We start from the raw sequence: 23199 nt of genomic DNA, 5'->3' as shown, positions 1-23199 counted from the left end.
GTGGGCGCCGCGGCGCCACAATTCAAGTTACGAACACCGAGATATTGTGGAGTGAACATGTCCGCCACCGCCGCCATCCGCGAACCCGCCGTCGCCGGGCGCTTCTACCCCGCCGATGCCGCCACCCTGCGGCAGATGGTGGAGGGCTTTCTCGCCGAGGTGTCGCCGCCGGAGGCGGATGCTCCGGCGCCCCGGGCGATCGTCGCCCCGCATGCCGGTTTCCCGTTCTCCGGGCCGGTCGCGGCGGCAGCCTACGCCCGAGTGCGTCCGCTGGCCGGCCGCATCCGGCGCGTGGTCCTGCTCGGGCCCTCGCACCGCGTGCCGTTTCGCGGGATCGCCACCACCGACAGCGCGTACTACCGCAGCCCGCTGGGCGACATCCCCGTGGACCGCGAGGCCGTGAATGCCCTCGCCGGGCTGCCCGGCGTGCAGTCCCTGGACGCCGCCCACGGCCCGGAACACAGCCTGGAGGCGCAGCTGCCGTTCCTGCAGGTGGCCCTCGAGGACTTCCGCCTGATCCCGCTGGTCGTCGGCGATGCGTCCCCGGACCAGGTCGAGGCGGTGCTCGACCGGCTGTGGGACGACCCCGGCACGCTGGTGGTGGTGAGTTCGGACCTGTCGCATTTCCACGACGAGGCGACCGCGCAGCGCCTGGACGCGGCCACCCAGCAGGTCATCGAGCGCATGGATGACACCGCGCTGGGGCCGGAAGACGCCTGCGGCTGCCGCCCGCTGGCCGGGCTGCTGCGGGCCGCGCGACGCCGCGGACTGGGCATCACCACCCTGGACCGGCGCACCTCGGCGGATACCGCCGGACCGCGCGACCAGGTGGTGGGTTACGGCGCCTGGGCCCTGCAATGACGGTCCCGTTCGAACCCGATACTCCGGCGCGTGAACGGCTGACCGGACTGGCCCGCGACGCCATCCGCCACGCCGCCGGTGACGGCCCCGCGCCCGAGCTCCTCGCGGAGGCGGAACCCGCGCCCCTGAATGCCCCCGGGGCGAGCTTCGTGACCCTCAAGTGCGGGGGTGAGCTGCGTGGCTGCATCGGCTCGCTGGAAGCGCGCCGTCCGCTGGCGGAAGACGTGCTGCACAACGCGGTCGCCGCGGCCACCCGCGACCCGCGCTTCCCGCCACTAACCGCGCCCGAACTGGCAGGACTGGAGTACTCGGTGACCCTGCTGGGGCCGTCCGAGCCACTGGAGGCCACCAGTCGCCACACCCTGCTGGACCGGCTGCGCCCGCGCGAGGACGGGCTGATCCTGCAGGCGGGGCCGCGGCGCGCCACCTTCCTCCCGGCGGTCTGGGAATCCCTGCCCGATCCGGAGGCCTTCGTCGACGCCCTGCTGCGCAAGGCCGGCCTGCCGCGCCATCCGTGGCCCGAGGGCCTGCAGGCCTGGCGCTACGGCTCGCTGGAGTTCCCCGGACGCATGGATACGCGCAATGACTCATAGCGCCCGCGCATGCGATCCAGCAGCACCAGCATCGCCGGGGTGAACAGCAGGGTCAGCGGGGTCGCGAACAGCAGCCCGCCGGCGATCGCCGTTGCCAGCTGGATCCAGAAGCCCGTCACCGGTGCACCGATGTAGAAATCCCGGCCGGCGAAATCCACGGTCCAGGCCAGCACCATCGGCAGCAGGCCGAGGATGGTGGTGATCGCGGTCAAAAGTACCGGCCGCATGCGCTGCGCCGCCGCCCGCAGGGCCGCCTCGTGCGCCGTCAGGCCGCGACCGCGCTGTTCGTTGTAGTTGTCGATCAGCACGATGTTGTTGTTGACCACGATCCCCGCCAGCGCCAGCACGCCGATCCCGCTCATCACGATGCCGAACGGCTCGCCGCGCGCCAGCAGCGCCAGCAGCACTCCGGCGGTGGAGAACACGATGGCGGACATCACCAGCAGCGCCTGGGAGAACCGATTGAACTGGGTGACCATCATCGCCAGCATCAGGAACAGCGACATCGCGAAGGCCCCCAGCAGGAAGCGCGCGGCCTCCTCCTGCTCCTCGGCCTCGCCGCGGAACCGGATCTCCACCGCGTCATCCAGCTCGAGGGTGTCCAGCCGTGCCTGCAGCGCCCGCACCCGTTCGTCCACCAGGTAACCGGGCGCGGCATCCGCCTCGATGGTGTAGGCGCGCTGGCCGTCGAGGCGCTTGATCAGCCCGGTGGCCGGGACCGGCACCAGCTCGGCGAAATTCGCCAGCGGCACCAGCCCGCCCGGCGCCGGCAGGTTGAGATTGGCCAGCTGCTGCAGGTGGCGCTGCTCGGCCGGCAGCCGCAGGCGGATGTCCACCTCCTCGTCGGTGAAATCGGGGCGCCAGCTCCCCAGCAGGATGCCGTCGGTCAGCAGCTGCACGCCGTCGCCCAGCAGTGGCACGTCCACACCAAAACGCGCCGCCTGCTCGCGGTCGAAGCGCACCTCCAGCTCCACCCCGGGCAGCGGCAAGTCGTCGCCGATGTCCTCGAAGCCCCCCAGTTCGTCCATCTGCGCGCGGATCTCGCGGATCACCGGCGGGATGCGCCCGGGCTGCTCGCCGGAGGCGACGATGCGGATCGGCCGGCCCTCGCCCGGGCCGTGTTCCTGCGCCCGGAACTGCAGCCGCAGTCCGGGCAGATCCGCGGTGCGCTCGCGCAATTCGGCGATGACCGCCTCCGCCGGCGGGCGGGTGCGCCAGTGGGTCAGCTCCAGCTGGATCACCCCGACCACGTCCTCCGGATAATCGCCCTGCAGGCGCGCGAGCTGGGTCCCGAGGGTGCGGGCATAGGCGTGTTTCACCTCGGGCGACGCCATCAGGCGGCCCTCCACCTGGCGCACCAGCGCGTCCGCCTCGCGCACCGAGAGATCGCCGCGGGCCTGCACCTGGACCTGCACGTTCTCCGGCTCGATCGACGGGAAGAACTCCACCCCGCGACCGAAACTCGCATAGGCGGCGTACGCGAGGACCAGCAACCCGACCGTGGCCCCCAGGGTCAGCCCCGGCCGGTCCACCAGCGGCCGCAGCATACGGATGTAGCGGGCGGTGAAGCCATGCAGCTGGTCGAAGCGCCCTTCCTCGGCCGCGCGCACGAAACGCGTCTGTTCCGCGTTGATCGGATGCGACGGGCCGATCACCGAACCCAGCACCGGGATGAACACCAGCGCCATTGCCAGAGAGGCGATCAGGGTCACGATCACCGTCGCCGGCAGATAAACGATGAACTCGCCCACCATCCCCGGCCAGAACAGCATCGGCGCGAACACCGCCAGAGTGGTCGCGATGGCGGCCGTGATCGGCCAGGCCATGCGCTGGGCCGCGGCGCGGAAGGCCTCGACCCGCCCGCGCCCCTCGGCGATATAGCGGTCCGCCAGTTCCACGACCACCACCGCGCCGTCCACCAGCATCCCCACCACCAGGATCAGCGCGAACAGCACGACGATGTTGAGCGTGAAGCCCAGCAGGTGAATGGCCAGAATCCCGCCGAGGAACGCGCCGGGGATCGCCAGCCCCACCAGCAGCGCGGCGCGCCCGCCCATCATCACCAGGATCACCAGGGCCACGATCAGCACCGCGGTGATCACGTTGTTCTCCAGGTCACCCAGCAGATCGGCGACATCCTTCGCCTGATCCTGGGTATACGTCACTTCCAGCGAGTCGGGCCATTCGGCGCGCGAGGCCTCGATGGTCGCGCGCGCGGCCGACACCACTTCGAGGATATTGGCGTCCGTCTGCTTGCGGATCTCCAGCGACACCGACGGCTGCCCGTCGATGCGGGTGAAGCCCTCCGGATCGCGATAACTGCGGCGCACCTCGGCCACGTCGCGCACGCGCACCACGGTGTCGTTCTCCACCCGTACCGCGGTGTCCAGCACGTCATCGATGTCGTCGATGGTGCCCGGCACCCGCAACGGGATGCGTCCCACCCCGGTGTCCACCGCGCCGGCGGCCACCAGCCGGTTATTGCGTTCGATCGCGCGACTCAGATCGCCGAAGGACAGCTCGTAGGTCTCCAGCACCAGCGGATCGACCAGCACCTCCATCTGCTCCTCGCGGTCGCCGCCGATGTCGGCCTCCAGCACCCCGGGCAGCGCCTCCACGCGGTCGCGCAGCTCGCGTGCCAGGCGCACCAGCGTGCGCTCCTCCAGCGGCCCCGAGAGATTCACCGTCACCACCGGAAACAGCGACAGGTCCACCTCGGACACCGACGGCTCCTCGGCCCCGTCCGGCAGCTCCGGACGAACCAGATCGACCTCCTCGCGCAGATCCGACAGAGCCTGGCGGTTGTCCCAGCCGGGTTCGAAATCGATTCGCAGCAGAGCGAAACCCTCGCCGGCCCAGGACTGCATCTCGTCCACCCCCGGAAGCCCCTGCAGCTCCCGCTCCAGCGGCTGCACCATCAGGCGTTCGGCATCCTCCGGCGAGATCCCCGGGTAGGGCACGGAAACGAAGAAGATCGGGATGTCGATCTCGGGAGCGGCCTCCTTCGGCGCCACCACCCAGGCCATGGACCCGGTGACCAGGATCAGCAGCAGGAACAGCAGGACCGTCCGGGCATGCGTCACCGCCCAGGCGATCAGCGCATTCACCGCTCGGTCTCCCCGGCCGCCTGCGGACGCACCCGCTCGCCCTCGGTCACGAAGCCCTGCCCCACAGTGATGACCCGGACCTCGTCCGGCAGACCGGTCACCCACACGCCCTCGGCCGCAGTCCGCACGACTTCCACCGGGTGGAAGACCACCCGATCGGCGTCGTCGACGGTCTTCACCCCGACGCGGCCGTCATCGCCCAGGGACATGACCGCCGGCGACACGCGATGGGCCCGGACGATGTCGGTGGGGATCTCCACACCGGCGCTGAGGCCCGACGGCAGCGCACCATCGGGATTGGGGACCTCGACCTCGAGACGGAAGGTGCGGGAGCCCGGCTCGGCCACGCGCGCGACGAAGCGCACCTCGCCTTCCGCGGTGCGCCCGTCGAGGAAGCGGATGCGCGCCGTCTGCCCGCGTTCGACCCGCCCGATCTGGTGCTGCGGCACCTGGACCACCGCCCGCAGCGGGTCATTGTCGATGATCTCGGCCACCGGATCGCCGCGGCCGACAAAGTCCCCGACTTCCGCCAGCCGCTGATGGACGATGCCCGCCAGCGGCGCGCGGATGCGGGTGTTGCGCAGATCCAGCTCGACCGCCTCGCGCGCGGCACGCGCCGCCTCCAGTTCGGCCTCGCGCGCCTCCAGCTCGGTGCGCGAGGCATGCCCCTGCTGATGCAGCCGCCGGGTCGCCTCGAAATCACTCTCGGCGCCGCGCTCGCGCGCGATGGCCTGGCGACGCTGGGCCTCGCGGTCGTCGATGCGCAGGCGGGCCAGCAGGTCCTCCGCTGCCACCTCGGCACCGCGTGTCACCGCCCATTCGGCCACCTGCCCCTCGGTCTCGGCGCGCATGTGAACCCGCTGGTCGGGTTCCACCTGTCCCTGCAGGACCAGGATGCGCTCCACCGATTCGGCCGCCCGGGTTTCCACCGCCACCGCCATCGGCTGTGCCGCCCGCGGCTCCGGCTCCGCGGGCGGCTCGCGGGTCAGCACTCCCGAAGCGATCCAGGCCACCGTCAGGAGCACGATGCTCCCGGCCGCGATCCACCGTCCGTATCCCGCCATCATGGGTCGCCTCTCGCCATGGCCCGCCCGCGTTCAAAATGTCACTATGCCTTATCACTATAAACGGGGCGGCGACCACCTGTCGGCCGGCACCCCGGAAACGGGCCCCGCGCCCGCACGCGACAGACCCCTGATGACCGAACAACCGGACGAACCCAGCACCGAAATCCGTGAACTCCGGGCCCGCAAGCGCCTGGTATATGCGCTGGTACTTGTCGGCGGGATCGCGATCACCCTGCTCAGCTGGTGGTTCCGCGGACCCGATGACCCCTTTCTGTCCCAGGTCTACCCGCCGTTCGCGGCCCTCCTGGCCGGGCTGCTGGTCGTGCTGTGGCGGCAATGGCTGACGCTGGAACACCTCGAAGGGCTGATGGTGCTGGTCGCCTCCGCGCTGATCCTCGGGCGGCTGGCCTGGCACATGCACTTCGCCGCCGGGATCGAGCAGCAACTGATGGTGCTGGTCGGCGGCCACTTCTGGGCCGTGGGACTGCTGGTCGCCGGCGCCTTCGTGATGCTCGACCGGCGCCGCGGCGTGATCGCCGGGATCGTCATCCTCGGGCTCTCGATCCTGCTGACGGTTACCGGAGTCCTGCGGGAATACATGGCAGCCGCCCCGCCCACGGCCGAGACCCTGATGTACCTGGTGCGCGTACATGTGTTCCTCGGGCTGCTGCTGGCCCTGCTGGCCGCGGTCGCCGGGATGCGCGACCAGCTGCAGCGCGCCCTGCTGCGCGCCGAGATCCTGCACGACTGGGCGACCACCGATCCGCTCACCGGCCTGGCCAACCGCCGCGCCGCCGAGGCCGGGCTGGAACGCGAGATTGCCTATGCGCGCCGCTACGGGCAGCCAATGAGCGTGATCATCGCCGATCTTGACCATTTCAAGGACGTGAACGACACCCACGGCCATGCCCATGGCGATCGGGTGCTGCGCGAGGTCACCGCCCGGCTGCAGGCACGCGTGCGCGACAGCGACCTGACCGCCCGCTGGGGCGGCGAGGAACTCCTGGTGGTCGCCCCCGGCATCGACCTGCGGGAAGCCACGGCGCTGGCCGAGCGCTGCCGGCGGGCCCTGGCCGAGGAGCCCGTGGCGGGCCTCGGCATCACGGCCACCCTGGGCGTAGCCGAATTCGCCCCGGAAGACGACCGCGACTCCCTCCTCGCCCGCGCCGACCGCCAGCTCTACGCCGGCAAGGCCGCAGGCCGCAACCGCGTCGTTCCCCCGCCCGACCCGCTACCGGGCCCGGACTCCGGCACGACCCCGCGCACGACCACCTGAACGCATTCCCGCGAGCGGCGCATGCGGGACGCCGTCCCGTTCGCTATTCGGCAACGCCCGACTCACCTTCGGGCTCCTCGCCGAACCACACCAGGGCATATTCCTCCGACAGCGCGGCGCCGATGGCCTCCCATTCGACCTCGGACCATACGCCCCGATTGACCATCACCTCGTGATGCGGGTCGCTGTCGCGCCAGATCCGCAGCGCCTCCTCCCGGTCCATGCCGGAACTGCGCCAGGCCGCGATCTCGTAACCCGCATGAGGGTAGTCCCCGCCGGTAATCTCACGCGGCTTGCGCCGCATGCACTCCGCCGAGGCCTCGTCGCCAGGGCGATAGCAGCAGGCCGTCCAGTCCCCGTCATCGGACCAGCTGTGCAGGTTGCACTGTTCGCCCTCCGCGGCATCCGCGGACTCCAGATCCTCCAGATGGATCTTTGCGACCTCCGCCAGCGCGGGTGACCAGGCCACCGGTTCCAGCCCCCGATCCTCGCGGTGTTCGTTGACCGTCTCCACCAAACGTTCGCCCGGCGACGGAGGCGTGGCACAGCCGCTGACGAGAAGCAGCAGCACAACGGGCAACAGGCTCGGCCATGCGGCCGGGCGCGGGATCGGCAGGCGTCGCAAGGTCAGTCCTCCAGCATGTAGGCCAGGATCAGCGGCGCGACGATGGTCGCGTCGGAATGGATATCGAAGCGCGGGGTCCCGGGGCGCAGCTTGCCCCAGGTGATCTTCTCGTCCGGTGGTGCCCCGGAATAGCCGCCATAGGTGCTGTCAGCATCGGTGACCTGACAGAAATAGCCCCAGGTCGGGGTATCCTCCAGACCCAGTTCGCGGGTAATCAGCGGCACCACGCAGATCGCGAAGTCGCCCGGGATGCCGCCGCCGATCTGGAAATAACCAATCCCGGGGGCCGGGTCGCAGTTCTCCAGATACCAGCGCACCAGGCGGTTCATCTGTGCCGTACCCGGCTCCACGCAGTCGTGGCGGGCCACGTCACCGCGCATGACCGCGGCGGAAAACGCATTGCCGGTGGAGGAGTCTTCCCAGCCGGGGGTCCAGATCGGGACGCCGCATTCATCGGCGGCCAGCAGCCAGCTGGCCTCGGGCTCGATGAAGCGTTCGCGCAGCCACGCGTCGCGCAGCACGTCCTGCAGGTAATCGGCGGGCGAAGCCTGGCGCCCGGATCGCGCCGCCGCCTCCCAGCGCCGGATCAGCAGCGACTCCACCGTCTGCATCACCGTTTCCGGGATGCCGATGTCGGTCACCCGGCTGACCCCGCGGGCGTACAGTTCGGCCTCGCGCTGCGGCCCGAGGGTGCGCCAGTCCGGCAGGGTCTCGTAGGTGTCGGCGCCGATCAGGCGAAAGGCGTCCTCCTCGAGATTCGCGCCCGTGCAGGCGATCCCGTGGATCAGGCCGGCGCGGATGGCGCGCGAGAGGATGCGACCGAACCCGGCGCTGGACATCGCTCCCGACATCGACAGGAACATGCGCCCGCCGGCGTCGGCGTGGTCGCGCCAGGCGCGCGCGGCCGCGCGCAGCTCGCGGGCGTTGAAATGCCCGTAATGGCGCTCGATGAACTCTGCGACCTGCATCCGCTCAGCCCCCGGCCCCGGCGCCCGAGTAGACGCCGCCCGAGCTGCCCCGCTCGGAGATGGTCTGACCGAACCCCCCGCGATCGGAGCGGTTGCTCACCCGGCCGGCGATGGGCGCGCCCGGCGCCGGGATGATCGGCATCGGGATCACCCAGGTCTCGGGGTCGCCCAGGGTCATGCGGGCGGTGTCGAAGCCGGCGGTGTAGAGCTCGTGCAGCCAGTTGGCCAGATCGTCCTCGGGCGTGGCATCGGCGTCCGCGGCCACGTGCACGACCCGCGCGATACCGGCGGAGCGCAGGCTCTCCGGCCCGGGGAGGATGGAGTCATCGATGAAATAGCGGTTGTCGTAATCGCCGGGGCCCGGCGTCGCGGACGTCAGACGGCGGGCATCGCAGACCCACACCGGCGGCGCGTCCGCGGGCACGCCGCGCGCCCAGCGCGCCGCCACCCGCGGCGCCATGGTCACCATCGCGTTCACGACTTCACGCGAGTCGACCATGATGCGGGGATCCCCCGCGTGCGGGGGCGCGACCGTGGGTTCCGCGTCCAGCCGGCGCATCATGCCCGCGGGCTCGGAGTTGGCCCGCGGCCAGTGATCGAAGGTCGCGATCAGCTGACAGGTCCCTTCGGCAAAAAGCGTCGCCGCCATCTGCACGCTCAGACCGCCCGGCAGGTCCACCACCGTCAGGGTATCCGGACGCAGCCAGTCCCAGGTGCCCGGGGGACGCTCGGCGGCAATCCGCTCGTGCAGCTGCTGCTCGTGTGGTTGCAGCTTGAGGCGATCGATCCCGGCGAACAGCGTCGGGCAGTGATACGGCCGCCACGGCCCCTCCGGATGCGGCCCGTACAGGCGGTACAGCCGTTCATGGTGCATGTAGTCACGCCAGTCTTCGGAGACCGTCTGCCCCTCCACCGGCGGTGCGGCATCGGGGTCTTCGGTGCCGGTCCCCAGCGGGGACCCCAGGCGTTCAAGCAGTTGTAACCATCGTCGGGACATAGCTCGCATCATGCTGGATCACGGGATGACGGCTGACCCGGGTGTGATACCCGGCGAATTCGCCGTCGACGAGAAAGACCCCCACCACCGGGTAGCCCATGCCATGGGAAAACCACAGCGGTGCGGGTTCGAAGAATTCCTGCAGGACGAAGCCCTGCGGGTCCTGCAGCGCGGTATCCAGGGCCTCGTCCCAGGCCTGCGCCGACAGCGCGGCGCCAATCCGGATGCCCTCGCCCATGCGTCCGTAGGTGCGTTTCAGCACCCATTCCTCGCGCTCGGCCAGCCACGCGTCACGCCCCTCCGCCCGGGGATAGCACGAACGGGTGAAGTCACGCGCCAGCGTGGCCTGCGTGGCCTCGGACAGGCCCAGCGCATGTTCGGCCGGAGCCGCGTGAAAGCGCTTGCTCTCCGCCACCACGGCGGTCAGCGGGTTCATGCAGGGCACCTCCTGCGCAACCCGCAGCCACGCCTGCGGGTCGGGCAGCCCGGGAATCCATTCCGCGGGGTAATGCCGGAACAGCGCATCCACCGGCCGATCGAACAGGTGCGGACGGTCATCACGCCACTGCAGATTGGCCGGCGAGCCGATGACCGTCGCATGCCCGGCCGCTTCCAGCCATCGCGCCACCGCGGCGACCTGCTGCAGATCCACCGACCAGGCGGTTGCGTGGACCAGACCGATGCGCGGCCACGGCGCCAGCGCGGCGGTGATCGCCGCGGCCAGGTCCCCGGCCGGCTGCATCCCGCGCACGCCCGTCGCCGCGGCGACGGTGGCGTCCAGCTCCGCGGTCTCGGCCAGCCCGCCGGGCACGTCCTGATTGAACTCGCTGATCCGCCAGCATTCGTCGGTGCTCCAGTGGAAGTCACAGCGCGTCAGCCGCGGTCCGGGCGCAGGCGCCGTGGCCACGACCTCGCGCAGTTCGGCCGGCACCCCCACCGCCTCAAGACAGGCCGGCTGAGTGCGCACCGCCTCCTCCATCTCGCACTGTGCCGCCCAGGCGGTCTGCGCACGCCGCACCAGCGCCCGGTGCTCTTCGGCGCCCAGCACCAGGAAATCCGGCAGCACCGTGGGGTCGCCGGCCTGGTGCATGTCCCACTTGCCCAGCTGCAGGGACAGCCGTTCCAGCAGGCGGCGCACCTGCGGCGGCTCCAGCGGCCAGGGTTCGGTTCTCACCCGCGCAGTCCCAGCAGGGTCGAGACCAGCGGTGCCAGCACGACTCCGGCCAGCGCCAGCAGGATGTAGACCCCGCCCTCGCGATCGCGCGAGCGGACCGCCGGCACGCCTTCGTCGCCGGCCTGATTGCCGGCATGGGCCGGCGCGGGCGGCCGCATCACCTCGTGGCCCAGCACCGGCAGGGCGATCACGCTGAATCCGATCAGGGCATCGGCGAATCCGCGATAGTCGCCGTGTACCGCGTAGGTCAGGGTGATCGCACAGGCGATCATGAAATAGGCGGCCGCCTTGGCGTCCTCCATGTTGCGATCGCGCACCACACGGCGGTAGAAGTCGGTCTTCTCCCGTCGGATCCACAGCCCCAGGGTCAAGACCAGGATCAGCCAGCCCATGCCGAAGAACCACGGGGTGATCCACCAGCCATCCTCGTAGCCCGGCAGCACCTCGAAGACCCAGCCGTACTCCAGCCCGCCGGCCTCCAGATCGCCCCAGCTCGCGCCGCCGAAGATCATCCCGGTCGCCAGCACGAACGCACCGAGGAAGACCCCGGCGGCAAGATTGCCACGCTCGAACACGTCCACCTGCAGGCGCGGGCCGAACAGCTGCCCGGCCACCTGTCCGAAGACCTTGATCGCGGCGAACGCCATCAGGGCGTAGAGCACGAACCAGAACCCCTCGATGGTCGGGTCGGCGTGATGCACAAGCACCCACAGGCACCATGCAAAACCCAGGATGATCCCCAGACGCACCGCGCCGATCGCCGCATTGCCCCGCCGATACAACGGGTGCAGGCGCGAGGCGCGGTTCCAGAGCAGGCCAAAGAAGGAGATGACCAGCGCCATCCCGAACACCACACCGGTGTCCGGCCAGAAGATGTCGGCCTCATAAAAGAAGACCGCGGACAGGGCGCCGACCCACACCCCGATCATCAGGGGCCCGATCATCTTCTGCAACAGATAGACTTTATGATCCGTGTACATCTCGCGCCCCATCCGGAAACACGCCCAGCGGCTGGGCCATACAATGGAAGGTGCCCCCGAGATGCACCAGCGCGCGGGCATCCAGCCCCACCGGCCGGTGATCCGGCAGGCAGTCGGCCAGCACCCCCAGCGCGACCGCATCCTCGGGCACGCCGAACTGCGGCACGATCACGCGCCCGGGAGCAATGTAGAAATTGGCGTAACTCGCCGGCAGCCATTCATCATCGGGACCCTGCAGCACGGGGGCCGGCAGACTCACGACCTCGGGCGGGCCGGTCACCAGATCCAGCGCGCTCAGACGCCGATGCATGTCCTCCAGCATCGCCGCGTCCGGGTGCGCCCCGTCTGCCGAACGCATCGCCACGATGCGATCCGGGGCCACGAAACGGGCCAGGTTGTCGATATGACCGTCGGTATCATCCCCGCTCAGGCCACGCGGCAGCCAGTGCACCCGCCGCACGCCCAGGGTCGTGCGCAGGGCCCGTTCCATCTCCGGCGTGTCGGGATTGTCACGCGCGGGCGCGCCCAGCACCGATTCGGTGGTCAGCAGATCCCCGGCCCCGCTGGATTCCAGCGCGCCCCCCTCCAGCGTCAGCGGCAGGCGCTCGCGGCGCTGGCCCCAGCGGCGCGCCAGCATGAGCGGGACCAGCGCATCCAGTTCGCAGGGGTGCTTGTTGCCCCAGCCGTTGAAGCCACCGTCGACCAGCAACGTCCGTGAACCCTCGCGGACCCACAGGGGGCCGGCATCGCGCATCCAGATGTCGTTGACCGGCAGCGGCTCCAGCCGCAGCGAGATCCCGTCCTCGCCCCCCAGCAACGCACCCGCATCTTGGCGTTCCTCGGGCGATACCAGCACGCATACGGGTTCCACCTCGCGCAACTCGGCGACCAGCTCCCGAAAGGCCGCCAGCACGCCGGCGTATTGCCCGCGCCAGGCCTGCTCCGCGGACGGCCATGCGAGCAGCGTGCCGCCTCGCGGTTCCCACTCCGCCGGAAACCTGCGGACGGGTGCGGTCGGATGCGTTCTCGCCGCACCCGCAACATGATCGTCCGTATCCGCTGCCGCCGGCACCGCCCCCATGACCTCTCCCCTCCCCCCTTGAAGACACCCCGAAGGTCACACTCCGGGCGCGGATAATGCCACAACCCTGCGAAGCCCTCCACCGGACCACTCCGGCACGCGTTACACTGCGATGAACAGTCGTCACAATTACGGGCGAGGAGCCGGAACCACATGTGGCTTAGGGTCACCAGCGAACTGGACATGCATCTGACGGCGGCCAGCCCGATGCTGCTGCTCCTGCGCCCGCGCAGCGACGCCCATCAATGGGTGGCCGCCGATCGCTATCGGGTTACCCCCGACATCGACGTCGCCGAATACACCGACCGCCACGGCAACCTGTGCCAGCGGCTGATGGCGCCGGCCGGACCATTCTCGATCCATGTCAGCGCCGATGTGCGCATCCGCCCGGAGCCGGTTCACGTCACCGACGCGCTGTTCGTCCCGGTCGAACAACTGCCCGACGACGTGCTGGTCTACCTCCTGCCCAGTCGCTTCTGCGAAGCGGACCGGCTGGGCCGGAAGGCCTGGGAAATCGTGGGTGGCTGCCGCCCGGGCCACGAACAGGTCACCGCGATCTCGCGCTGGATCCATAGCCACATCGAATACCGCACGGAAACCGACCCGACCCCGATCTCCGCCAGCGAGGTCCTGGCGCGCGGCAGTGGGGTGTGTCGCGATCTCGCCCATCTGGGCATGGCCCTTTGTCGCAGCCTGAGCATCCCCGCACGGATCACCGCAGGGTACGTGCACGACCTGGAACCGATGGACCTGCACGCGTGGTTCGAGGCCTGGGTCGGCGGGCGCTGGCACACCTTCGACCCGACCCAGGCCCGGCCTGGCAACAGGCGGGTACGCCTGGCCTACGGGCGTGACGCGGCCGATGTCCCGCTTTATCATCTGTTCGGCCCCCCGGCGATCCCCACGCGCATGGAGGTCTCGGTGGAGACCCTGACGCCGGCCGGTTGACCCGGGCGCCGGTTTCAGGAGCCGACCTCAGGAACCGGCCGGCTTCTTCTTGCTCTCGGATTTCGAGGCATTCACCGCACGCTTGAAGCTCCAGTTCCGCAGCTCACGGATCTGCTCGACCATGGTCTTCGACAGCGGGACCGTGCTGATCGCCGCCCGGATGATGTCCTTCTGATTGAACGTCCGCCCCTCGCGGTAGGCCTCGATGCGGGCCGAACGCACCAGCTGCTCGATCTCGGCCCCGCTCCACTCCTTGGTGGTGGCGGTGAGATACCCCATGTCGAACTGGTCCGGATCGCCACCATGATGGCGAATGTGCAGCTCCAGGATCTCCCGGCGCTCGTCGGCGTTGGGCAGATCCAGAAAGAACAGCTGGTCGAAGCGGCCCTTGCGCATCAGCTCCGCCGGCATCAGCTCGATGCGATTGGCAGTAGCCGCGACGAACACCCTGGGCGACTTCTCCTGCAGCCACGTCAGGAAGCTGGAGAAAATGTTCACGTTACCGCCGCTGCCGGTGGAGTCGAAGCCGAAGGCATTCTCCAGCTCGTCGATCCACAGCACCACCGGCGCGATCTCGTCGGCGATTCGGGTCGCGCGGGCGAACGCGTACTCCGGCGTACCAAAACTGCCTGACAGCACCAGACTCATGTCCAGACGCGCCAGCGGCAGGTCCCACGCCGCCGCGATGGCCTTGGCCGCCATGCTCTTGCCGCAGCCGGAGACCCCCATGAACAGCACCCCGGCGGGCAGCGGCACCCCTTCCTCGTAGGCCTTTTCCGAGAACAGGTCGGCGCGCGTGGTGACCCACTCCTTGAGCACCCCGAGCCCGCCGATGTCCTCCAGCGAACGCTGCGGGGGATAGAACTGCAGCACGCTCTCCTTGCGCAGGATCTGGCCCTTCTCCTCCTGCACCTCGCGCAGCAGGGTGTCCTCGTCGACGTCCTGCATGCGCAGCAGGCGCGAGGCCAGGTGGCCGGCCTCGTTGAGCGACAGCCCGCGCATCCCCGCCGCCAGACGGAACAGCAGCTCGCGCGAATGCGCCTCGGCGCCGCGACGCCCCTCGAGAAACTCCAGCAGTTCCTCTTCGGTGGGCAGATCCACGTCGACCAGGAAGATCTCCTTCTTGATAATGTCCGGGAGATGCAGCTGCGGGCAACTGACGAAGACCACGTTGCTGGTCCCCTTCAGCTCGTAGTAGAGATCGCGCAGTCCGCGCACCAGTCCGGGGCGCTGGTCGAACCATACCGGCAGATCCTTGAACAGGCTCATGCGGGGCGGATCACGATGACCGGCGATGCGTGTCAGCGCCGCCTCGGGATCATGGACCGCCGGCTCGGCCTCCACCGCCGGCCCGCCCGACGGATCCTCCTCCAGGGCAGCGAAACCGCGCGCCGCTGACCACACCTGCAGCCGGCCCTCTTCCCCGTAATATTTGCGGGCCACCTGCTGGAGCAGGCGTTCGATGCGATCCTCGTCCCAACCCTGCAGGTAGATGATCGGGTAGCGCGAGTGCAGCCCGCGCAGGATCCGTTCCACCGTCGGGTTCCGCTTCGCCGCCATTTACGCTCCTGAGTCCGGGCTACGGGCCCCAGTATAGACCGCTGCCATCACCCGGGCGCAGCCCGCCACGGTTTGACGGGACCATGGCATTCGTGATTCTTTCCACACAGAATCACGAGGGGGCCAGCATGGTCGACCGCAGCCTGACCGGGCACGAAATCGTTCTCGAACCGCAGGACACCATCCAGTCCCGCACCGATACCCGCGGCGTCATCGACCTGGCCAACAACACCATGGTGCGCATCTCGCAATACAGCCGCGAGGAACTGATCGGCGCCCCCCACAGCATCGTGCGCCACCCGCACATGCCGCGCGCCGCCTTCTACGCGATGTGGCAGATCATCCAGGGCGGCGACGAGTTCTTCGGTTTCGTCAACAACCGCGCGAAGAACGGCGACAACTACTGGGTCTTCGTGCGGGTGGCCCCGCGCACCTCGGCCAGCGGCGAGATCACCGGCTACAGCTCGGTGCGCATTCGTCCCAAACGCGAGGCCGTCGAGGAATGGTCGAAGATCTATGCCGACATCCTCGCCGTGGAACAGAAATATCCCAGGGAAGAACAGGTCCAGGCCGGCTATCAGGCGATCCAGAAGGCCATGCGCAAGCGCGGTTTCCGTCACCTGACCGACTGGGTCATGAAATCCGTATAGCGCGGGGGCATGTTGCAGCACGGACGCCGCCGGCGTAACGTTTGAGTCCGTGAGAACAACGTTTTCGAGGCCTCGATCCATGCACGCCATCCAGGAAGATCCCCGGCAACAGGAACGCGAGCTGCGCGCCCGGCGCCGTTCGCTCAACCTGCTGGTGGCAGCCACCGCCGCGGTGCTGGCGTTCTGGGCCCCGCCGGGCTACGACTCCCCGGTGGCCACGGTAACCCAGGCGGACTGGTCTCAACTGGACTGGCCGGGCAGCGAAGCGCCGGGTTCGGCCGAAGTCACGGAATTCCGCCCGCAGCTCCCGCCGCCGGGCGTGGATGCCGATCAGGTCACCATGGAAGAGAGCGACGACACCATGGTTCTGACCCTGGATCGCGAGCTGGAGCGCACCTCCGGCGACCTGCGCTCGCGTGACCGCGTCGAGCGCGCGCCCGCCGACTGATCCCCTCTACGCAAGCCCGGATGAGGCCCCGAGGCGTTCGCCTGCCCGTCCTGCGGCTGCTGCCGGCGCTGTGCCTGCTGTTGCTGACGGCCGGCATTGCCGGGTCGGGAACGGCCCTCGCCGATTCCCCGGCCGCCACCGTCACCGCCGGGGGTGAGCCCGTCCCGGTGCAGCGCTACCCCGCCGACCACGGCCCCGTCCTGCTGTGGTTTCCCTCCGAGCATGGCCTGCAGGACGAGCACCGCCAACAGGCCCTGGCCCTGCAGGCACGCGGCGTGGAAGTCTGGCTCACGGATCCGTTCACCGGGCATTTCCTGCCGGAGGCCGCCTCTTCGTTCGACGACATGCCGCTGGCCACCGTACCGGATCTGCTGGACGCCGCACGCGAGGAGACCGAGCGCCCGGTGTTCGTCCTTGCAAGCGACCGGGCCTGGCCCTGGCTGCTCACCGGGCTGCACCAGTGGCAGCAGGCCAACCCCGGCTCGGAGGATCTCGCCGGCGTGCTGATGCTCAGCCCGTTCCTGCATACCGGGGCGGACGCCGCCGAGCCCGAGCTCCAGCCGATCGTCCACTACAGCAACCTGCCGGTCTTCATCCTGCAGCCCGTACAATCTCCGCAGTTCCAGCACCTGGGCCGCGTGCGCGCGGCGCTGGCCGAAGCCGGCAGTTCGGTGGGCGTGAGGCTGCTCCCCGAGCTGCGCGACCGCTATTTCTTCCGGCCGGACGCCACCGCCGCCGAACGCCTCGCACGCGAGGCGCTGCCGGGCGAACTGCTGCGCGGCATGGACCTGCTGGCCCGCACGCCCTCGGCACGCGAGCCGCGCGTGCCGGCGGCGGATGTCGACCTCGCGGTGCGCACCCCGTCGGGCACCGACGCCCGCCTGAACCCGGTGGAACAGCAACCGGACGCGCCGGAACTGATCCGTCCCGATCTGGCCGGTGAGGAACACGACCTGCGCGACTACCGCGGCGAGGTCATTCTCATCAACTTCTGGGCCAGCTGGTGCCCGCCCTGCGTGCACGAGATGCCATCGATGCAGCGCCTGGAAGACGAACTGCGCGACGAGGGCTTTCGCATCCTCGCGGTGAACCTGGGCGAACCGGAAGACACCATCCGCGCATTCATCGAGGACGAGGTGCAGACCGACTTCACCATTCTGCTCGACCCGCAGCAGGAGTCGCTGGAAGACTGGCGCGCCCTCGCCTTCCCCACCAGCTACGTGGTCGACCGCGAGGGGCGCGTGCGCTACGCCCTGTACGGCGCCATCGAATGGATGGAGCCCGGAGTCATCGAACAGATCCGCGGTCTGCTGGAGGAGTAGCCGGCAAACGCCGGGCGCGAACGTGCACATTGATCGGCGTTTGCCTAGGATACGGGCACCACAATGGAAGCGAGGACGATCATGACGGAAAACACCGAGGGACGACTCCCCAACCTGCCCGTACCCCTGTTCGCAACCGTGATGGGCATGGCGGGCCTGACCCTGGCCTGGCGCACCGGCGAAATCGTCTGGGACGGCCCGTCCACGATCAGTGCGGCACTGACCGGACTGACCACGGTGCTGTTCATCTTCCTCGCGATCGCCTACCTGTCGAAACTCAAGGGCTGGCCCGACAAGGTGAAAGAAGAGTTCAACCATCCAGTCAAGCTGAACTTCTTCGCCGCCACCTCCATCTCGTTGATCCTGCTGTCGATGCTCTGGTTGCCGGTGGCCGAAGGGTGGGCGCTGGCCCTGTGGATCGTCGGCGTGATCGCTCATCTGTTGCTGACACTGACTGCGATGGCCCGCTGGACCGGGGCCCAGCCGATGCCGATCGAGTCGATCAACCCGGCCTGGTTCATCCCGGTGGTGGGGAACATCCTGATCCCGCTGCCCGGCGTGGCCTTCGGCCTGATCGAGCTGTCGTGGTTCTTCTTCAGCATCGGGCTGGTGTTCTGGATCGTGCTGATGACGCTGGTGTTCTACCGCTTCATCTTCCACGACCCACTGCCCGAGCGCATGATGCCGACCCTGGCCATCCTGCTGGCACCCCCGGCGGTGGGCTTTCTGGCGTGGATCGAACTGACCGGCGAGGTGGACGCCTTCGCGCGCATCCTCTACTACATCGGCGCGTTCCTGTTCCTGCTCCTGCTGGTGCGCCTGCCGGCGTTCCTCCGCCTGCCCTTCTTCCTCTCCTGGTGGGCCTATTCGTTCCCGGTCGCGGCGTTCAGCATTGCCACCATGGAATTCGGCCGGCATGCGGCCCTGCCGCTGATGGAAACCCTGGGCGTGATCCTGCTGGCACTGACCACCATCCTGATCGTCGGCCTGGCGCTGCGCACCCTGAAGGCGGCCCGCGCCGGAGAGATCTGCCGCCCCGAGTAGGCCGGGACCGCGTCAGAGTTCGTCGCGGACCCAGCGGATGATGTCGGGGGCGCGCATCGCCCCCGGCTGCCGGGCAACCTCCCGACCCTCCTCGAACAGGGCGAGGGTCGGGATACTGCGAACGCCGAAACGGGCCCCCAGGGCCTGTTCGCTATCCGTATTGATCTTTGCGAGCCGCACCCGGGGTTCCAGCTCGGCCGCCGCACGCTCGAACTCGGGCCCCATCATCTTGCACGGCCCGCACCACGAGGCCCAGAAATCCACCAGTACGGGGATGTCGTTGCGCTGCAGGTGCCGGTCGACGTTGTCGCCGGTCAGTTCCGCAGGTCGCGCACAGAACAGTGCCCCGTGGCACTGACCACACTTCGGTGCGCCCCCGATGCGGCGCGACGGTATGCGGTTCACGGCATCGCAATGCGGACAGACGACATGTACGGATTCCTTCATTGCAATCACCTCGGGGCCGGAACCAGACTTCCCCCCCTGTATAGCATCCGGAACACGGGGCCGTGCGGAAGACCCGCACGAATTCCGGCACTGCCTCATGAATACCCGGTCAACGTTGCACGCAAGCGACGAGTTCTGTATTCGTATATGCGGACCTCCCGAAATACCCGGTCCGCGAGCCGCACCACAACGCCCCACCCGAACCCCGAACGGTACGCGCATGAGTGACAAGCTCGTCGTAGAGGATCTCTACAAGATTTTCGGGCCGCGCCCGCACCGCGCCCTGGAACTGATGGAGCAGGGTCTGGACAAGGATGCGATCTTCGCCCGCACCGGCAATACCGTGGGCGTGCGCGAGGCCAGTTTCAGCATCCGCGAGGGCGAGGTCTTCGTGATCATGGGTCTGTCCGGTTCGGGCAAGTCGACCATGGTCCGGATGTTCAACCGCCTGATCGAGCCCACCGCCGGCCACCTGTACGTGAACGGCGAGGACATCACCCGCATGAGCCGCAGGCAGTTGATCGACCTGCGCCGGCGCGACATGTCGATGGTGTTCCAGTCGTTCGCCCTGCTCCCGCACAAGACCGTCATCGAGAACGCCTCGCTGGGCCTGGACGTCTCCGGTTTCGATCGTGTCCGCCAGCACGAACGGGCCCTGCAGGCCCTGGAGGCCGTGGGGCTCGGCGCGCACGCCAACAGCTACCCCGACGAACTCTCCGGCGGCATGCAGCAGCGTGTCGGCCTGGCCCGCGCCCTGGCCACCGACCCCACCATCCTGCTGATGGACGAGGCTTTCTCCGCGCTGGATCCGCTGATCCGTACCGAGATGCAGGACGAGCTGCTGCGCCTGCAGCAGGAAAAGAGCCGCACGGTGGTGTTCATCTCGCACGATCTCGACGAGGCCATGCGCATCGGCGACCGCATCGCGATCATGCAGGGCGGGCAGGTGGTCCAGATCGGCACGCCGCAGGAGATCGTGTCGAACCCCGCCAACGACTACGTCCGCTCGTTCTTCTACGGCGTGGACGTGAGCCAGGTGTACTCCGCCGGCGACATCGCCCGCCACGATGCCATGCCACTGCTGCAGACCGGGCAGGCGGACGCCGCCGGGGCCCGGCAACAGCTGGGTGCCGATGGCTGTGCCGTGCTGCTGGACGAAGGGGCACGCTTCCGTGGCCTGGTCTCCGCACGCAGCCTGACGGACGCCGCCGATCTCGACGCCGCACGCATCGACGGCATCGACACGGTGGAGGCCTCCACCGCCATGTCCGATGTCCTCGGCCGCGCCGCCGCCAGTGACTGGCCGCTGGTCGTGGTGGAAGACGGCCGTTTCATCGGGACCCTGTCGCAGCGCGACCTCCTGCAAACCCTCGACCGGACCCATCAGTAGGCCCACCCCCATGACGCAAGACGAACCGGACCTCCAGGACCACGAAACCATCGGGCCGCTCGAATCACTGGCCGAGTGGTTCAACGAGACCGTACTGGAGCCGATCACCATCGGTGACTGGATCGAGGACGGGGTCGACTGGATCAGCGACAACCTCCAGGGACTGCTGGACGGGATCGAGGCGGTCATCCGCGCCCTGGTGGACGCGACCGAGTTCCTCCTGCTTTACCCGCTGTGGCTGACCGCCTTACTGATCGCCGGCGGCGTCTGGATGCGCCTCGGCCACAAGGCCGGGGCCATCACCACCAGCGTACTGGCCGCGGCCTTCGGCCTCGGGGTGTTCTCCGAAACCGTACAGGCCCTGCTGTGGTTCCCGCCTCCCTGGGTGCTGGCCGTGCTGATCGTGCTGGCGGGGATCTGGCGCGTGGGCTGGCGCTTCGGGCTGTTCGCGGCGGTGGCGCTGCTGCTGATCTTCTCGATGGAGCTGTGGCCGGAGACCATCCGCACCCTGTCGCTGGTGGTCGCCTCGTCGATCGCTGCCCTGATCATCGGCCTGCCGATCGGCATCGCGATGTCGCGCAACGACACCGTGGAGATGCTGGTACGCCCGGTGCTGGACCTGATGCAGACCATGCCACCGTTCGTGTATCTGATCCCGGCGGCGATCTTCTTCGGTCTGGGGACCGTACCCGGCGCGATCGCCACGCTGATCTTCGCCATGCCGCCGGCGGTGCGCCTGACCAACCTCGGCATCCGCCAGGTCAGCCGCGAGCACGTGGAGGCGGGCCAGGCTTTCGGCTGCACCCCGCGTCAGCTATTGTTCAAGATCCAGCTGCCGCTGGCGATGCCGTCGATCATGGCCGGCATCAACCAGACCATCATGCTGGCGCTGTCCATGGTGGTGATCGCGTCGATGATCGGCGCCGGCGGCCTCGGCGGCACCGTGCTCACCGGCATCCAGCGTCTGCAGGTCGGCGTCGGCTTCGAGGGCGGTCTGGCCGTGGTGTTCCTCGCGATCCTGCTCGACCGTATCAGTCAGAGTTTTGGCCAGCGCCGGCGCGAGGGCAATGCCTACGGCAATCTGCTGCGCTGGTTCTTCAGCGGCCGGCAGAAGGCCGATGCCTGATCATCCGTTCATCCACGCGGCCGCCCCGAATCCCGGCGGCCGGATGCTCAAGAAGCAACAAGGAGAACCGTAACCATGATGAAGAAGAAACTGCTGACGACCGCCACGGCCGCTGCCCTGTCCCTGGGCATGGCGACCTCCGCCGCGCAGGCGGACGACGTGCGCATCGGCTGGACCGCCTGGGCCGATGCCGAGTTCATCACCCAGGTCGCCGACCGCGTGATCCAGGAACGCCTGGACACCGGCGTGGAGCTGGTGCAGACCGACATCGCCCCGCAGTACGCCGGTCTGGCCGGGGGCGACCTCGACCTGATGCTGATGTCCTGGCAGCCGATCACCCACGAGGACTACATCGACCAGTTCGGCGATGACATCGTCGATCTGGGCGTGCTGTACGACAATGCCAAGCTGGGCTGGTTGGTGCCCGCCTCGCTGCACGCCGAAGGCCTGACCTCCATCGAAGACCTGCGCGATGACGAATGGCGCGATCGCCTGAACGGCGAGATCCAGGGCATCGACCCGGGCGCCGGCCTGACCCGTCTGTCGCACGACACCATCGAGGAATACGAGCTGGATTACACCCTGATCGAAGCCTCCGATGCCGCGATGACCGCCGCGCTCGACCGCGCCATCCGTCGTGACGACGCCATCGTGGTCACCGGCTGGAGCCCGCACTGGAAGCTGGGCGCCTACGAGCTCGAATACCTCGAGGATCCGAAGGGCTCGCTGGGTGGTGCCGAGTCCATCCACGCCATGTCGCGTACCGGCTTTGCCGACGACCATCCCAAGGTCGCCGCCTTTGCCGGCTGCATGAACATCGACATCGACCTGCTCAACGAGTACATGTACCTGGCCGACGAGGAGTCCACCGGCCACGCGGTGGACAAGTTCTTCAATGACGAGGCCGGGCTGATCGACGAATGGGTGGCCTGCGCCCGTAACTGATCCCGTCCAGGGAACGCACCGGCAGCCTCGCGCTGCCCCCGGGCCCGGCCTTCTGGTCGGGCCTTTTTTATATCCGGCGCCCTCCCCGATCGGGCCTCTAATCGGCCAGGGGGCTGGTCTCCTACGGTTGCACCCGGCCACGTAGGAGGCCGGCCCTCCGGCCGATTCCGCATCCGGGCTACCCCTGCGCCGAATCGGCCAGAGGCTGGCCTCCTACGGCCAGACCCTGCCCCGGTAGGAGGCCGGCCCTCCGGCCGATCTCACGTCCGGGTAACCTCCTGCGCCGGATCGGCCAGAGGCTGGCCTCCTTGTGTGTCGTCGCAGAGGGAGCGCTACCATCTGTGGCACCGGGCTCGGGGTAACCCGTTGGCCTCCTGAGGTCTTGAACCTGCTCCGTAGATCGGTCCCCGCGCCCTTCTCATCTCGAAGTTTGAACGGTATCCAAGCCCCCCGTGAAGGACGGGTGAGGCTGTACGGACAAGGCGAGAGGACGAGATGGCTCATATCGGCATTGATGTCAGCAAGAACAAGCTCGACTGCATGTGGGTTCGGGATCTGGAGGCGGGCAAGGTCAAGCCCAAGGTGTTTCC

21 protein-coding genes are annotated in these 23199 nt (G+C 68.8%); 11 read left to right on the top strand and 10 right to left on the bottom strand.

Features of this window, described 5'->3' with window-relative positions; genetic code table 11:
• Positions 1-57 precede the first annotated feature (57 nt).
• Together amrB and amrA are read left to right on the top strand one after the other, a co-directional pair.
• Entirely contained in the window at positions 58-861 is an 804-nt protein-coding gene (amrB, locus tag D577_RS0111680; protein ID WP_018947652.1) for an AmmeMemoRadiSam system protein B, read from the top strand.
• Positions 858-1454 carry an AmmeMemoRadiSam system protein A gene (gene amrA, locus D577_RS0111675; RefSeq protein ID WP_018947651.1) on the top strand — a complete coding sequence of 199 codons (597 nt, stop codon included), beginning with the start codon at positions 858-860 and terminating at the stop codon, positions 1452-1454. The genes amrB and amrA overlap by 4 nt, the downstream gene beginning before the upstream one ends.
• On the opposite strand, the gene D577_RS0111670 is transcribed toward amrA, so the two are convergent.
• Positions 1403-4561: an efflux RND transporter permease subunit gene (locus D577_RS0111670; RefSeq protein ID WP_018947650.1), complete on the bottom strand. Its 3159-nt coding sequence runs from the start codon at positions 4559-4561 to the stop codon at positions 1403-1405. The genes amrA and D577_RS0111670 overlap by 52 nt on opposite strands.
• Positions 4558-5625 (bottom strand): efflux RND transporter periplasmic adaptor subunit, encoded by a 1068-nt coding sequence (locus D577_RS0111665; RefSeq protein ID WP_026289043.1) that lies wholly within the window; start codon positions 5623-5625, stop codon positions 4558-4560. Before D577_RS0111665 ends, D577_RS0111670 begins: the two co-directional genes overlap by 4 nt.
• Before the next feature lie 133 nt (positions 5626-5758).
• Between D577_RS0111665 and D577_RS0111660 the strand changes: the two genes are divergently transcribed.
• Positions 5759-6904: a GGDEF domain-containing protein gene (locus D577_RS0111660; RefSeq protein WP_026289042.1), complete on the top strand. Its 1146-nt coding sequence runs from the start codon at positions 5759-5761 to the stop codon at positions 6902-6904.
• Between the two features lie 43 nt (positions 6905-6947).
• On the opposite strand, the gene D577_RS0111655 is transcribed toward D577_RS0111660, so the two are convergent.
• The 6 genes from D577_RS0111655 to D577_RS0111630 are packed head-to-tail and all read right to left on the bottom strand — an operon-like array spanning position 6948 to position 12729.
• On the bottom strand, positions 6948-7529 hold the full coding sequence (locus tag D577_RS0111655) for a CAP domain-containing protein (RefSeq protein ID WP_026289041.1): 582 nt from the start codon (positions 7527-7529) through the stop codon (positions 6948-6950).
• A gap of 2 nt (positions 7530-7531) precedes the next feature.
• On the bottom strand, positions 7532-8497 hold the full coding sequence (locus D577_RS0111650) for a deoxyhypusine synthase family protein (protein ID WP_018947647.1): 966 nt from the start codon (positions 8495-8497) through the stop codon (positions 7532-7534).
• A gap of 4 nt (positions 8498-8501) precedes the next feature.
• Positions 8502-9494, bottom strand: a complete 993-nt coding sequence (locus D577_RS0111645) for a hypothetical protein (RefSeq protein WP_038036335.1) — start codon at positions 9492-9494, stop codon at positions 8502-8504.
• Positions 9466-10668 (bottom strand): glutathionylspermidine synthase family protein, encoded by a 1203-nt coding sequence (locus D577_RS0111640; RefSeq protein ID WP_018947645.1) that lies wholly within the window; start codon positions 10666-10668, stop codon positions 9466-9468. Before D577_RS0111640 ends, D577_RS0111645 begins: the two co-directional genes overlap by 29 nt.
• Positions 10665-11648 (bottom strand): hypothetical protein, encoded by a 984-nt coding sequence (locus D577_RS0111635; protein ID WP_018947644.1) that lies wholly within the window; start codon positions 11646-11648, stop codon positions 10665-10667. Before D577_RS0111635 ends, D577_RS0111640 begins: the two co-directional genes overlap by 4 nt.
• Positions 11632-12729 (bottom strand): agmatine deiminase family protein, encoded by a 1098-nt coding sequence (locus D577_RS0111630; RefSeq protein WP_018947643.1) that lies wholly within the window; start codon positions 12727-12729, stop codon positions 11632-11634. The genes D577_RS0111635 and D577_RS0111630 overlap by 17 nt, the downstream gene beginning before the upstream one ends.
• A gap of 153 nt (positions 12730-12882) precedes the next feature.
• Here D577_RS0111630 and D577_RS0111625 point away from each other — a divergent pair, with 153 nt between their 5' ends.
• The gene (locus D577_RS0111625; RefSeq protein ID WP_018947642.1) at positions 12883-13677 is read left to right on the top strand and encodes a transglutaminase family protein; all 795 of its coding nucleotides are present in this window, start codon (positions 12883-12885) and stop codon (positions 13675-13677) included.
• Positions 13678-13704: 27 nt separating this feature from the next.
• Here the strand turns inward: D577_RS0111625 and D577_RS0111620 are convergent, their stop codons facing one another.
• Entirely contained in the window at positions 13705-15237 is a 1533-nt protein-coding gene (locus tag D577_RS0111620; protein WP_018947641.1) for an AAA family ATPase, read from the bottom strand.
• Between the two features lie 128 nt (positions 15238-15365).
• On the opposite strand from D577_RS0111620, the gene D577_RS0111615 reads away from it, so the two are divergent.
• The 4 genes from D577_RS0111615 (at position 15366) to D577_RS0111600 (ending at position 18701) form a co-directional block, all read left to right on the top strand.
• On the top strand, positions 15366-15887 hold the full coding sequence (locus D577_RS0111615) for a PAS domain-containing protein (RefSeq protein WP_018947640.1): 522 nt from the start codon (positions 15366-15368) through the stop codon (positions 15885-15887).
• Positions 15888-15966: 79 nt separating this feature from the next.
• Positions 15967-16335 (top strand): hypothetical protein, encoded by a 369-nt coding sequence (locus D577_RS0111610; protein WP_018947639.1) that lies wholly within the window; start codon positions 15967-15969, stop codon positions 16333-16335.
• Positions 16336-16355: 20 nt separating this feature from the next.
• Complete coding sequence (locus tag D577_RS0111605; protein WP_018947638.1) at positions 16356-17657, top strand: peroxiredoxin; 1302 nt, start codon at positions 16356-16358, stop codon at positions 17655-17657.
• An 81-nt stretch (positions 17658-17738) separates the two neighbouring features.
• Positions 17739-18701, top strand: coding sequence for an SLAC1 anion channel family protein (locus tag D577_RS0111600; RefSeq protein ID WP_018947637.1), 963 nt, complete (start codon positions 17739-17741; stop codon positions 18699-18701).
• A gap of 12 nt (positions 18702-18713) precedes the next feature.
• Here the strand turns inward: D577_RS0111600 and trxC are convergent, their stop codons facing one another.
• Entirely contained in the window at positions 18714-19148 is a 435-nt protein-coding gene (gene trxC, locus D577_RS0111595; protein WP_018947636.1) for a thioredoxin TrxC, read from the bottom strand.
• A 220-nt stretch (positions 19149-19368) separates the two neighbouring features.
• Between trxC and proV the strand changes: the two genes are divergently transcribed.
• The 3 genes from proV to D577_RS0111580 all read left to right on the top strand — a co-directional run bounded on the left by proV (position 19369) and on the right by D577_RS0111580 (position 22609).
• Complete coding sequence (gene proV / locus D577_RS0111590; protein ID WP_018947635.1) at positions 19369-20538, top strand: glycine betaine/L-proline ABC transporter ATP-binding protein ProV; 1170 nt, start codon at positions 19369-19371, stop codon at positions 20536-20538.
• A gap of 10 nt (positions 20539-20548) precedes the next feature.
• Complete coding sequence (locus D577_RS0111585) at positions 20549-21664, top strand: proline/glycine betaine ABC transporter permease (protein ID WP_018947634.1); 1116 nt, start codon at positions 20549-20551, stop codon at positions 21662-21664.
• A gap of 75 nt (positions 21665-21739) precedes the next feature.
• The gene (locus D577_RS0111580) at positions 21740-22609 is read left to right on the top strand and encodes a glycine betaine ABC transporter substrate-binding protein (protein WP_018947633.1); all 870 of its coding nucleotides are present in this window, start codon (positions 21740-21742) and stop codon (positions 22607-22609) included.
• Positions 22610-23199: the final 590 nt, after the last annotated feature.

This window comes from Thioalkalivibrio sp. AKL17 (genome assembly GCF_000377885.1).
Classification (GTDB): domain Bacteria; phylum Pseudomonadota; class Gammaproteobacteria; order Ectothiorhodospirales; family Ectothiorhodospiraceae; genus Thioalkalivibrio; species Thioalkalivibrio halophilus.
Note: the sequence above shows the minus strand (reverse complement) of the source record. Positions and strands in the feature narration are given on the sequence as shown.

Bases quoted from the DNA above. Each gene is read 5' to 3' on its own strand.
- amrB (WP_018947652.1), top strand. From the start codon at position 58: ATGTCCGCCACCGCCGCCATCCGCGAACCCGCCGTCGCCGGGCGCTTC.
- amrA (WP_018947651.1), top strand. From the start codon at position 858: ATGACGGTCCCGTTCGAACCCGATACTCCGGCGCGTGAACGGCTGACC.
- D577_RS0111665 (WP_026289043.1), bottom strand. From the start codon at position 5,625: ATGGCGGGATACGGACGGTGGATCGCGGCCGGGAGCATCGTGCTCCTG.
- D577_RS0111660 (WP_026289042.1), top strand. From the start codon at position 5,759: ATGACCGAACAACCGGACGAACCCAGCACCGAAATCCGTGAACTCCGG.
- D577_RS0111650 (WP_018947647.1), bottom strand. From the start codon at position 8,497: ATGCAGGTCGCAGAGTTCATCGAGCGCCATTACGGGCATTTCAACGCC.
- D577_RS0111645 (WP_038036335.1), bottom strand. From the start codon at position 9,494: ATGTCCCGACGATGGTTACAACTGCTTGAACGCCTGGGGTCCCCGCTG.
- D577_RS0111635 (WP_018947644.1), bottom strand. From the start codon at position 11,648: ATGTACACGGATCATAAAGTCTATCTGTTGCAGAAGATGATCGGGCCC.
- D577_RS0111630 (WP_018947643.1), bottom strand. From the start codon at position 12,729: ATGGGGGCGGTGCCGGCGGCAGCGGATACGGACGATCATGTTGCGGGT.
- D577_RS0111625 (WP_018947642.1), top strand. From the start codon at position 12,883: ATGTGGCTTAGGGTCACCAGCGAACTGGACATGCATCTGACGGCGGCC.
- D577_RS0111620 (WP_018947641.1), bottom strand. From the start codon at position 15,237: ATGGCGGCGAAGCGGAACCCGACGGTGGAACGGATCCTGCGCGGGCTG.
- D577_RS0111615 (WP_018947640.1), top strand. From the start codon at position 15,366: ATGGTCGACCGCAGCCTGACCGGGCACGAAATCGTTCTCGAACCGCAG.
- D577_RS0111610 (WP_018947639.1), top strand. From the start codon at position 15,967: ATGCACGCCATCCAGGAAGATCCCCGGCAACAGGAACGCGAGCTGCGC.
- D577_RS0111605 (WP_018947638.1), top strand. From the start codon at position 16,356: ATGAGGCCCCGAGGCGTTCGCCTGCCCGTCCTGCGGCTGCTGCCGGCG.
- D577_RS0111600 (WP_018947637.1), top strand. From the start codon at position 17,739: ATGACGGAAAACACCGAGGGACGACTCCCCAACCTGCCCGTACCCCTG.
- trxC (WP_018947636.1), bottom strand. From the start codon at position 19,148: ATGAAGGAATCCGTACATGTCGTCTGTCCGCATTGCGATGCCGTGAAC.
- proV (WP_018947635.1), top strand. From the start codon at position 19,369: ATGAGTGACAAGCTCGTCGTAGAGGATCTCTACAAGATTTTCGGGCCG.
- D577_RS0111585 (WP_018947634.1), top strand. From the start codon at position 20,549: ATGACGCAAGACGAACCGGACCTCCAGGACCACGAAACCATCGGGCCG.
- D577_RS0111580 (WP_018947633.1), top strand. From the start codon at position 21,740: ATGATGAAGAAGAAACTGCTGACGACCGCCACGGCCGCTGCCCTGTCC.